The organism is Helicobacter jaachi, from assembly GCF_000763135.2.
Taxonomy (GTDB): domain Bacteria; phylum Campylobacterota; class Campylobacteria; order Campylobacterales; family Helicobacteraceae; genus Helicobacter_C; species Helicobacter_C jaachi.
The window spans coordinates 99,553-111,161 of the sequence record NZ_JRPR02000005.1 but is presented as its reverse complement, the minus strand read 5'-3'; the positions used below and the strand labels follow the sequence as shown (position 1 = coordinate 111,161).

Here is an 11,609-nt window from a genome sequence, read left to right as displayed (position 1 = left end):
TTCTAAGCTACTGGCTTGTGCATTAGTTAAGTTAGTGAGATTATTTACAGCTTCTTGGAGTGTTTTTGCTTCAGTGCTTAAAGTATTAGCAAAGCTAGCGGAAGTCTTTAGCATTTCGCGGATTTCTTTACCTAGCGAGTTTGTGACCTCTTCTACGCGCCCGCTAGCATTTTTCACCGATGTGCTAAAATCAAGCTTTATATAGCTATCAAACACACGATTAAGCTCATGCAAGTCCCTGCCTATCGCAGTGCAAAGTAGCTCTAGCAATTCATTTACAGAATCTTTTAAGCGATTTAGGCTTGGATTGCTCCCAGTTAGCTCGATACGCAGTGTCGCACTCCCAGCCTTTGCCGCATCGATTGCTTTTAGAGAATCTGCTACCAGCGCATTATCCTGCTCTATATGCTTTTTAGTGCGCTCAATATTGCGATTTATCGCATCTGCCATATCGCCGATTTCATCTTTGCTATTTATGATTAGCGCCTTTGGGGCGTCTTTTACTTCATAGTTTAGATACTTAAAAAAGCCCAAAAGCAGCGTCTTTATCTGCCCCACCGGCGAAATTAGCTTTTTGATAAATAAATATAGCACCGCCGCACCAATGATTAGCGCGATAATCGCCACAAATGACGCACTCAAAAGATTATCATCTAGCGCGTCAGTGTAGTCGTGCGTCTCCGCAGTAGCCACTATCGTCCAGCCAAAAGGCATTTGCTTATAGTAGCCTATTTTTGGCACGCCATTCATCTCATACTCGACCTTGCCCTCTTTTGACTTCGCAAGTGCGGCATTTATCGCCTGCTCGATAGGCGTCGTATTTGTGCCATCGATATTTACTAGCTTTTTATCCTCATGTGAAAAAATATGCCCTTTTTCATCAGTGATGAAGATTCCCATACTTGGCAGCTGCTTTCGCTTATTCGCATTTAGGCGGCTTTGAAACTCATCTACATCAATGTCAAACGCCAGCACGCCCACAAATTTCCCATTTTCTATTAGCGGCATAGTCGCAGTACTCACCGCCATACCATCTGTTGCCCCGCCCACAGCCTTATACACGCTAACCACGATTTCACCAGCTTTGCCACTTTGCTTTGTTTTCACATACCATTCGCGCGTGCGAAAATCTACACTTGGCTTATCCCATTCATTTAGTTTTTCATTATTATTGCCTGGCATTATGACGCCGCCATCTTCGTAAGCCACGAAAATTAGCGGATAATTAGTGATTTCCATCGCAGTCTTTAGCAGGGCGCGCTGTGCTAGGATATTATCATGCGAAATGTTTAAAAGATTTTTTGCGATTGCTTGCAGGTGCGATTTTGCCTCGATATTCATAGTGATATTTATCGTATTGTAAGAAGCATCAAGCCCACCTTGCTGAATGCCGGTATAAAGGTCGTTTATCTCATGGCTATTTTGCCTGTAATTGAAGTAGCTAACAGAGCCTATGATTATCACAAATATCGCCGTTACACACGCCACGAGCTTGCTGCCAAGTGAAAGCGACTTAAACATATTTTCTCCTTCCCTTTGTGTTTCAAAGATTTGATTTGCATTTCCCCAACGCGAATTTTACACCAATTAAACTTTTATTATGTTTATTTGGTATAAAAATTTATTACTTTTTGATTATAGTGAAACACTAAGCGCGTAAGAAGGAGTGCGGCTTATATAGAATCTAGCCAGATTCTATATAAGCTTGTCTTTAGTAAATAAATGTTGTAGTATAAAAAGCACCAAGGGCATTTGTGTTATGCCATCTTTATCCATAAAATGCTTACCATTTGGTGTTTGTATAAAAGTGGCATTTAATATTTTAGCTAGATTCTCACTTAAATTGGTAGGCACGATTTCATCATCTCTTGCAGAGATTACAAGCCTGTTTTGCACTATGTGGGTAAGCTTTTTCATATCAAGTTTAGGCTTTGTAAAGCTATCAAGCTGCGGCAAGATACGTAAAGATTCATAAAAGCCGCTCACCAGTATCACACCGCCGACTTTCGCATTTTTAGAATCTAGACTTGCCAAATATCTTAAAATACTAATACAGCCCAAAGAATGCCCCACAAAATAGGTATTTTCGCCCACCACATTAGCCTCATTTCTAAGCGTTTCTAGCCATTGCTCTAGGCTTGGATTCTCGCTATTTGGCATATTAAGAATTTTAACGCTCACATTTTTATCTTTTTGCAATGCATTTTTAAGCCAATTAAACCAATGCTTATCCGCACTTGCACCAAAACCATGCACAATATATACTTGCTTTGTCATATTCGCTCCTTGCTTATGTGGCACATCTTTAGCATAAATATGCGCAAACAACACACAGACTCCCAAAAATGCTAGTATCCCTCTCATTACCCCTCCTTTTAAGATATTAAAGCGCCATTATATAAAAATTTGCCTCTACATTAAATTAAGTTGCGGCTAAAATAGCGGCTTAAGCTATCGGCAAATAGTGTAACAATTAGGCTATTTTGCGTTGTTTGGGCTAGTTTGAGGCAGGCTTGCAGGCATGCTCCTGATGAAATGCCACATAGCAATCCCTCTTTGCGCGCCAAGATTCTCACACCCTCATAAGCCTCCTCATCGCTTATTTTTTGCACGCTACTAACTAGCGACATATCCATAGTGTGTGGGATAAAGTTATTGCCAATCCCCTCAATATGCGCACAGCCCTCTATACCTCCGCCGATGATTGAACCAACAGGGTCGCATAGCACGCCTTGAATAGCACTATCTTGCTCTTTTAAATAATGCATAATGCCGCTAAAGCTCCCTCCACTACCCGCACCGCACACAAAAAAATCAAAAATATGCTCCCTATGCCCTTTGAGCGTTTGCATATCATTATAAATCTCCACTGCTGTGGTGAGATAATGCGCGTTTGGATTTTGTGGATTCTCAAATTGATTAAGGCTTAAAGCATTTGGCGTGCGTGCTAATAGCTCCTTTGCTTTATCAATCGCGCCTTGCATACCTAGCTCTTTAGGCGTGTGGATAATCTCCGCACCAAGCGCGCGCATAAGCACTTGCTTTTCGATTGAGAATTTATCTGGCACCACGAGCAAAGCCTTGCAGCCAAAGTGTTGAGCGACAAAGGCAATGCCTAGTCCCATATTTCCGGCAGTAGCTTCAATGATTATAGAATCTGGCGTGAGTTTGCCCGCACTTTTAAGCGTTTCAAGAATATGCAGAGCCACTCTGTCTTTAACGCCACCAGCGGGATTAAAGCTTTCAAGTTTAGCAAAAATGCGATTATTGTTTGGGATTACAATGTGAGAAAGCTCTACAAGCGGTGTGTGTCCAATAAGCTCAAGGCTTGAATGGTAGAGCATATCATACCTTTGCGCGCTCTATTGCCTGATTTAAATCATCAAGCAAATCTTTGGCATATTCAATGCCCACAGATAAGCGAATGAGATTTTCATTTATGCCCATAGCCTCGCGCGTTTGCTTGGGGATTGAAGCATGTGTCATAGACGCAGGGTGGCAAAGTAGCGATTCTACACCGCCTAGACTTTCGGCTAAAACGATGAGCTTAGTGGATTTAAAAAAGATTCTATAATCATAATTTGCCTTAAGCTCAAAGCTTAGCATTCCCCCTCCACCGCGTGCTTGGCTGCTATGAAGGGTATAATTTTTATCATCTTTTAATCCCGGGTAATGCACCTTTGCTATGGCATTGTGCTCACTTAGCGCTTGAGCTAAAAACAATGCATTTTCACAATGCCGCTCTAAGCGCACACCAAGCGTTTTTATCCCGCGTATGAGTAGGAAGCTATCAAAGGGCGCAAGCACACCGCCAATGCTATTTTGCAAAAATCCCACTCGCTCGCCCAAATCATCATCATTTACCACCACAAGCCCAGCTACAAGGTCGCTATGCCCGCCTAAATACTTAGTGGCTGAATGGACAACAATATCGATGCCAAAGCTCAAGGGCTTTTGCAGATATGGCGTCATAAAGGTATTATCCACTATGCTTAAAATGCCTTTTTGCTTGCAGATGCGAGCTACTTCTGCTAGTGGCGTAACGCTTAAAAGCGGATTTGCCGGCGTTTCTACAAATACAGCCTTAACTTCTTTCGTGATAGCCTGCTCTAGGGCGTTTAAATCGCTTGTATCCACAATTTTATAGCTAATATTAAAATGCGAAAACACTTTGTCTAAGATTCTAAAAGTGCCGCCATAGACATTATTTGAGATAATAATGCAATCCCCACTCTTAAAAAGGCTCAAAATCGTGCCAATAGCTGCCATACCAGAGGCAAAGGCAAAGCCATATTTGCCCCCCTCACATTGTGCGATAAGGCTCTCAATCCCATCTCGTGTGGGATTTTTCGTGCGGGAATATTCATAGCCCAAATGTTCGCCCAAGCCTTTTTGTGCGTAGGTGGAGGTTTGATAAATAGGCACATTCACAGCGCCTGTGCGCGCATCTGTAGTATCGCCGCCGTGTATGAGGAGCGTATCAAAAGAGCTTTTCATCATCTTTCCTTATTTACAAATATATTTTGTTTCTAAGGTAAGTGTGAGATTCTGTGCAGCGGGGATTGGTAGCTGTGAGCTTTCAGCTAGGCTATTAAGCGCACGCGCGTCTTTAGCATACAGAGGTGGTCTTAGGCTTGGCGTGTCTTTGATTTGCGCAATGGAGCATTTTTTCCTAAGCATTTTGCTGTATTGTATGCTTGCTTCTTGAATATCTTTTAGTGCATCTTGAAATGCTAGATTTTGTGCTTCTTTGAGGGCTTCTGGTGAAATAACATTTTGAACTTGAGGGATAAGAAAGGCAAGATAAGTGTTTTTATTCACCTTTTTTTCAATGGCTGCAATGAGGTTATCATAGTCTTTTTTGCGCTCATCTTGCACATTGCAGCGAATATCAAAATGCAAAGTATAGCCCAGTGTATCGCCCTGTGCGCCCTCTTTGTATTGAGATACGGGATTTAGCCCATACTCACCACCCTCACAGAATCCACTCTTTTTAGCTAGCAGCACAATATCATTAAGCGTATCTTTAATATCTTCTTTCACGCTAGATTCTATCTCGCCAATTTTGCGCAAGGCATTGCTTTCTTGAATGCGAATGGCACTTTTGTAAGCATTTGGCATAACACTTTGAGAGGTGGAAAACTGCTTATAAAGGCAGGTTGCAGATTCTGGACATTGCTCATTATTTAGTGCTACTGCCTCATCACTCCCACAAGCACTCATTATTAACGCCGCAGCCACACATACCGCGCCATTTTTTATAAAATGTAAAGCTTTCATCGCACAATCCTTTCAAAAAACTTGATTATAATCATTTTAAGTTAGTAATCAATAAACCCATCTTTTGGCAAAATAAGGTGAATATCTTTTGGCAAATAGCCCAAGGTTCTATCCAAAAAAATATGCGAAGAGAGCATATCGCCTAGTAAAAGCACATTGGTAAGGCTAAGATTTGTCTTTGTGTCCCTAATGAGCGTGGCAACAAACTCACTAAGAGAATCTAAAATGCCATAGGCTAGTATTTCATCTTCCATATCCGCGCATTTAAAGCTAAGGCAGGAGCGAAAAATACGATTATAATCAAGCATAATAGCATTATCTTTCCTCAAAAGTTTATAATCAATGCGCGGTCCTCTCTCGCGTACAAAAGCATTAGCACGGGCAAAAAGTGCGTTTTTATCCTGTATAGGGCTAAAACCTAGCACAAAAGAGGCTACATCAAGCACATCTGTAAGATTATGCGAAATATGCGATGTCAAAGGCAAAGCAAGGATAGATTCTAAAAGTTTGGGAGAATGCTTGCTAAAGCTCTCTATAAGGTCGCTACCGCTTTTATAGGAATGCTTAATATCCTGCACAATAAGATGGGCATTACGCTCAAAAGTAATATCTAGTAGCGCGCGCAATGTTTGGTTATGGCTAATGGCGAACACACTAGGGTGGCGCGTGCTAAGATAAATAAGCAAATATCGCTCTAGTCCTTGCGTGTGAGCTTCAAGCAGGGATTGCAGAGTATTATTTGGGCTGATATATGTATCAATAATTGTGCCATTTTGAGAGATATTTAGAATCTGCGTGCTAGGTGCGGAAGAGTGGCAAAAGTTAAAATCACTTTGCCCTTGCGTTGGGGAGAGAAAAAAATAGCTTATATCATCTTGTAATAAAAGTGCGCCAATAATGGCAAGGGGCATATCATAGGGCAGCCCAACGCGCACAAGTGCTTGCTCATCTAAGGGAAAATGTTTTTGGAATACTTCCTTTGGCATGAGTTTTGCGTAAGGCTTCTCAAAGGTGGCAAGCACATCAACTTGGCTTTGATGAGTGCGAAAAAATGTCTTTAAAGAGGCAATATCACAAAGCAGCGTGGTATGTGTGTTTTCAAGCGGAGCAAGAGAGAGCAAAAATGTGCCGCGCTGTGTGCAAAAAGGGACAGATTCTGTATTTTTTAACCTTTGCACAATGCGGGTAAAATAATCTTTCTCTGGCAAAGCAAGTGGCTTATGCGGGCTAAAATTTGGGGGATTGAGCGCGCTAAAAGACGCACTTTTAGGATTTAGAATCTGGCGCGTTTGCATAGCGGTGTAGTAGTAAGTTTTTGGTGTCTCAAATGATGAAAGTGTGGTCTTAGAATCTACCAAAGTAGCATTGTGAGGCACATTTAGATGAGTAAGAGATAGGGCAAATATGTCTTTTAAAGTTAGTCTATGGAGTGAAGGCATTTGAGATAGGGCAGTAAAAAATGCCTGTGGGAGCGTGATAGGCGATAAATCACGGAAGCAAAAATACAGCGAAAGTGGTAGATTCTGTGCGAGTGTGTTGGCAAATTTGACAATCACTTCTGTTTGGGTGGGTGTATCTTTATATACTGCAAATGCGCTAGGAATGGTAGCTTGCTGGCAATAATTTTCATAAGAAGCAAGCAAGGAGGGCATATCAGGGACAAAGCAATGCGTGTAATCCTCATAAGTGCAGAAAAACACCTCCAAATCAAGCGTTTTTGCCTCTAGGGCTAAGATATAGAGAAAAAATGGCGCATCTTCACTGGTGTTTGAGAATTTAAAATCATAAATCATTCATATCCTCTAAAAGAGCCATTTGCCACCTCTTGCAAGTCCCTATTATCAACCCTTTGGGCGTTAATGCCATTTTCTTGTAAAAATGTTAATGCAAGCCTCTCCATAGTTTTTGCACCCTCTTTCACTGCATCTGATAGCGTAAAAGCAGTATCTTCGCCTATCACTTCAGGGATAATGCCAATGATTTTAACAGGCGGTAAATCGCCATTTATAGCAGCTAAGCGCAGTGTTTGGAGCATTTCAACTTCATGCGCGCTGCCCGCCCAAGTAATAATGCGCGGAACATTATCAAAATCAAAATAATATACTTCGCCAATTTGAGCGTTATCCACGCTCACACAATCTAAAATAAGCACTTTGTCATAGGAGGTAATAAGCGGGATAAGCATCGTAGCAAGCGTGCCTCCATCGACAAACTCTACTTCATTTTCCCCGCTAAAAGTGTAGTTGAGTTTAAGAAAGTTAGACAAATGCACGCCAATGCCCTCATCGCCAAAGAGGATATTGCCAATGCCAAGCACTAAGATTTTCACAATACTAAATTTTCACTTCATCAGTATAGCGCATACCGCTTACGATAGAATCTACGCCGCCATTTGGGTATTTAATCGAATTCCACACTGCGAGATAAATATGCACAGGGATAAAAATGACAAATGCCCAAGTGATGATATGGTGCAGACTGCGCACATTTGAAAGTCCCCCGCACAGCACTTCAAACCAAGTAAAGCAAGCGCGCAAAATCCCGCCTAGCCCATCATCATAGACATTATAATATAGCACAACGCCAGTAAGGGAGATAAGCAGCACCAAAATGCCCAAAAAGAAGTAGGTAACAAACTGCAAAGGATTGTATGCGCCATTAATGTGGGGGTGATTACCCATAAAAATATAGGCTTTCACTTGAGCTATCCATACTTTTGGCTGCAGCACTTGTGCGAAAGAAATGCGCTCTGGCAAGGATTTTTTATCAAAAAAGAAAAGATAGATTCTAAAAAATGAAATAGCAATCAGCACAAAGCCCATAACCACATGCACATTGCGAATATAAGCTTGCAAGTAGGAATTGCTCACAGCCCCCACATCGCGCTCTATCACCACTTCACCTAGAATCTTGCCTTGCAATGTAGTTTGCACCATATCTGGGTTAGCTGTGATGAAAGGATAGGCGATATAAAATCCTGTGGCAATGAGTGTAAAAATACATAGCGCCCTAAGCCAATGAAATAAGCGCGTGAGTCCCGAAAACTCCTCGTGCATATGGAGTTCTTTTTTAAACATCTCAACTTTATTCATAGTTTATGTCCTTTAGCGGATTCTAGCAAATGATGGCTCTACTTTATATTGACTAAGCTCATTGCCCTTTGTGTCCATTACATGCACCGCGCACGCAATGCAAGGGTCAAATGAGTGAATATGGCGAATAATTTCTAAAGGCTGTGTGATGTCTTTTACTTGCGTGCCAATAAGGCTCATCTCATAAGGTCCTCTCTGTCCCTTAGCATCGCGTGGTCCGGCATTCCAAGTGGAGGGTACAACAGCTTGATAATTTTCAACCACACCATTTTTAATGCGTATCCAATGGCTTAGCATACCACGCGGCACATTGCCAATAAAGCGTCCTTTGTATTCTTTGTTTTTATCAATGCTATAAGGCGCGCAGGTGCTTTTATCACCAGAGGCGATGTTATCTTTAAGCGCATTAAAGGCTTTAATACCATTATCAGCCACGACTTTGCATTCAATAGCGCGTGCAGCAGTTCTGCCAAGCGTGCTAAAAAGCGCTTCTTTTGGCAAACCTGTGAGTGAGAGAAATTCATTGACTACTTTCACAATGTAGGGATTTCCGCTCGCATAGCCCACCACCACGCTTGCTAGCGGTCCTACTTCCATAGGCGTGCCATCATATCGCGGAGATTTAATCCACGAATATTTGCCGCTTTCATCAACAATTTTAGAATCTACAGGCTTGCCATCAGGTCCAATGGTTTGTGCGTCTTTGAAGCCTGTGTATTGCGGATTTGTCTTACCATCATAGGGGTGCAATGGCTCATTATCGGCATACCAAGAGTGCGTTGCCTCCTCTGTGATTTTACTTTCATCAATTTCATATACCTTGCTCAAATCGCCATCGCGCACGATGCCGCTGCTAAATAAAAACTCTTCAACCCCCACTTGCATTTCTTTGAAGCTAATAAAATTTTTAACCCCGCAGCCTTTCAATACAGAATCTTCATTTTTATACGCTTCTGCTGCCATGACAATATCTGCCCAATACGCGCGATTAACAAAATCAGCCACCTCTTTATATTTAGTGAGCCACTCGCCTAGTCTGCTCGGGTCTAAAATATCCATAATCGAAGTTACGCCACCGACGGTTAGGCTCTGTGGGTGGGGGTTTTTCGCACCAAAAATAGCCATCATTTGAGCAATAGTGCGCTGCACCTCAAGCAGTTTAAGATAATGCGAAAGCACGATGAGGTTTTGCTCCGCATTAAAGCGATAGGCTTTACTTCCCCAATACGCATTTGCAAATGGTCCAAGCGCACCTTGTTTGACAAAAGTAGCCACTTTATCTTGCACTACTTTTAAATCTGCCTCACCTGCACAAATGGGATTTTTAGTATATTTAAACGCAAGTTTTGCAGCCTTAGCGCAGTCTGCTTGTAGTGCCGAAGTAATATCGCACCAATCAAGCCCGTGCAAAGTATAAAAATGCACAGCGTGGTCATGCAAGAAAAGCGATATATTCATTAAAGTACGCGTGAGAATGGCATTTAAAGGAGGCTTAATGCCTAGTGCGTCCTCCACAGCGACAATACCTGCTTTATAATGCGAATATGTGCAAACGCCGCAGATTCTTTGCACCAAAAACCCCGCATCGCGCGGGTCGCGATTTTTTACAATGACTTCTATCCCACGCCACAGCGTCGAGCTAGAAAAAGCATCAGTAATTACATTATTTTCATCAACAATCACTTCAATGCGCAAATGCCCCTCAATCCTTGTAATTGGGTCTACAATAATTCGCTTTGTCATATTTCCCCCTTATTTTGCTTCTTTTGTAGAGCTAATAATAGCATGCGCGGCAATGCCCACAGCCGCAGCACCAAGCACGACAGCACCGATAGTATCAGCAGTTTTATCTGCACCCATTCCATTAAAGCTTGTGGTAAAAAGTTTATTGCCAATGGGTTCTTCAAAAGGATTCATCGTATCCCAAAAGTTTGGCTCACTGCAGCCTATACAGCCATGCCCTGCTTGAATAGGCCAGCTTGTGTGTTGATTAAATCTTAGTTTTGAGCAGTTATTAAAAGTGTAGGGTCCCTTGCAGCCCACTTTATAGAGGCAATAGCCCTTTTGCGCGTTTTCATCGCCAAAATGCTCCACAAACTGCCCCGCGTCAAATCGCCCTCTACGCTCGCATAAATCGTGGATTCTTAGTCCATAAGCCCATGTGGGGCGATTATAGGCATCAAGTGTGGGAAGTGAGCCAAAAAGGATAAAATGCAGCACATTGCCTACGATATTTTTTTCACTCGGTGGGCAGCCCGGGACATTAATCACATTGCGATTAGTGATTTGGCTTAGAGGCACGGCATTTGTGGGGTTAGGATAGGCTGCTTGTATGCCGCCAAAGCTTGAGCAAGTGCCAATGGCAAAAATGGCTTTTGCGTGCTTTGAGGCAATCCTTGCTTCTTCAGCGCCGGTGCGTCCATGCCCGCCAATGGTGAGATAAAACTCGCTACTACCTTTAGGAATGCCGCCCTCGACTAAAAGGATATATTCGCCTGCGTATTTTTCAATGGCGCTATCAAGGTTGTGTTCAGCTTGCCAGCCTGATGCAGCCATAACGGTTTCATGGTATTCAAGGCTAATATAATCAAAGATAAGAGAATCTATGCTAGGCGCGTCACTGCGCAACAAACTCTCGCTACAGCCTGTGCATTCCGCCATGTGTAACCACACCACTGGCAAGCGGTTTGCTACTTCAGCAGCACGCGCAGTAAGCGGAGCAAAAGTTGCCGGCAAGGCTAGGGCAGTAGTCATCATACCCGACCATTTCATAAAGTCACGGCGCGAAAAGCCCTTAGATTCTAATGCCTCAAAAAGATTTTTGTTTGCGTTGTGTGCGGGGAGCTTCTCTAGCTCATCTAGCCTTTGTGTGGCTTTGCGAAACAACTCTTCATGCGCACCCTCTATATTTATATTCATAATTTTTCCTTTGTTGTCTTTTTGTTTAAGCGTGTGCAATTTTACATAAATTTTGAGAATTTGCTCAAAAAGCAATGTGAAATTTTATAGAAAAGTAAAGTTTCATTAAACAAAAGTTACTAAAAGTTATAAAATACTTAAATATTTTGAGAATCTAATATATTTTTATATATAGCCGGATTTATAGAATCTAACCTTAAAAAACAAGTTGATAAGCTGCGTAAGCAGATTATAACTTTATACTTTAGGCGCAAATGTGAGCTTTGCTTGCATTTGCAAGATGCGCGCGGCTTTTTGTTAAAAAAAGCAACAGCGCGG

Annotated in this window: 10 protein-coding genes; all 10 read right to left on the bottom strand. The window is 42.1% G+C overall.

What is annotated here, in order from left to right; translation table 11 throughout:
• The coding region (locus LS71_RS07155; RefSeq protein ID WP_138109877.1) for a PDC sensor domain-containing protein at window positions 1–1,521 on the bottom strand (1,521 nt) is incomplete at its 3' end.
• A 174-nt stretch (window positions 1,522–1,695) separates the two neighbouring features.
• Window positions 1,696–2,364, bottom strand: coding sequence for an RBBP9/YdeN family alpha/beta hydrolase (locus LS71_RS07150; RefSeq protein WP_052058160.1), 669 nt, complete (start codon window positions 2,362–2,364; stop codon window positions 1,696–1,698).
• A gap of 53 nt (window positions 2,365–2,417) precedes the next feature.
• A complete protein-coding gene (locus LS71_RS07145; RefSeq protein WP_034356379.1) occupies window positions 2,418–3,344 on the bottom strand; it encodes a PLP-dependent cysteine synthase family protein in 927 nt (308 codons plus the stop codon).
• Window position 3,345: 1 nt separating this feature from the next.
• Window positions 3,346–4,497, bottom strand: a complete 1,152-nt coding sequence (locus LS71_RS07140) for a trans-sulfuration enzyme family protein (protein WP_034356382.1) — start codon at window positions 4,495–4,497, stop codon at window positions 3,346–3,348.
• Between the two features lie 9 nt (window positions 4,498–4,506).
• Window positions 4,507–5,280, bottom strand: a complete 774-nt coding sequence (locus LS71_RS07135; RefSeq protein ID WP_034356385.1) for a hypothetical protein — start codon at window positions 5,278–5,280, stop codon at window positions 4,507–4,509.
• A gap of 41 nt (window positions 5,281–5,321) precedes the next feature.
• Entirely contained in the window at window positions 5,322–7,073 is a 1,752-nt protein-coding gene (locus LS71_RS07130) for a hypothetical protein (RefSeq protein WP_034356388.1), read from the bottom strand.
• Window positions 7,070–7,609: a HyaD/HybD family hydrogenase maturation endopeptidase gene (locus LS71_RS07125; protein WP_034356391.1), complete on the bottom strand. Its 540-nt coding sequence runs from the start codon at window positions 7,607–7,609 to the stop codon at window positions 7,070–7,072. Before LS71_RS07125 ends, LS71_RS07130 begins: the two co-directional genes overlap by 4 nt.
• Before the next feature lie 4 nt (window positions 7,610–7,613).
• Window positions 7,614–8,372: a Ni/Fe-hydrogenase, b-type cytochrome subunit gene (gene cybH, locus LS71_RS07120; protein ID WP_034356394.1), complete on the bottom strand. Its 759-nt coding sequence runs from the start codon at window positions 8,370–8,372 to the stop codon at window positions 7,614–7,616.
• A gap of 12 nt (window positions 8,373–8,384) precedes the next feature.
• Window positions 8,385–10,115 carry a nickel-dependent hydrogenase large subunit gene (locus LS71_RS07115; protein WP_034356397.1) on the bottom strand — a complete coding sequence of 577 codons (1,731 nt, stop codon included), beginning with the start codon at window positions 10,113–10,115 and terminating at the stop codon, window positions 8,385–8,387.
• A gap of 9 nt (window positions 10,116–10,124) precedes the next feature.
• A complete protein-coding gene (locus LS71_RS07110; protein ID WP_034356399.1) occupies window positions 10,125–11,291 on the bottom strand; it encodes a hydrogenase small subunit in 1,167 nt (388 codons plus the stop codon).
• Window positions 11,292–11,609 lie beyond the last annotated feature (318 nt).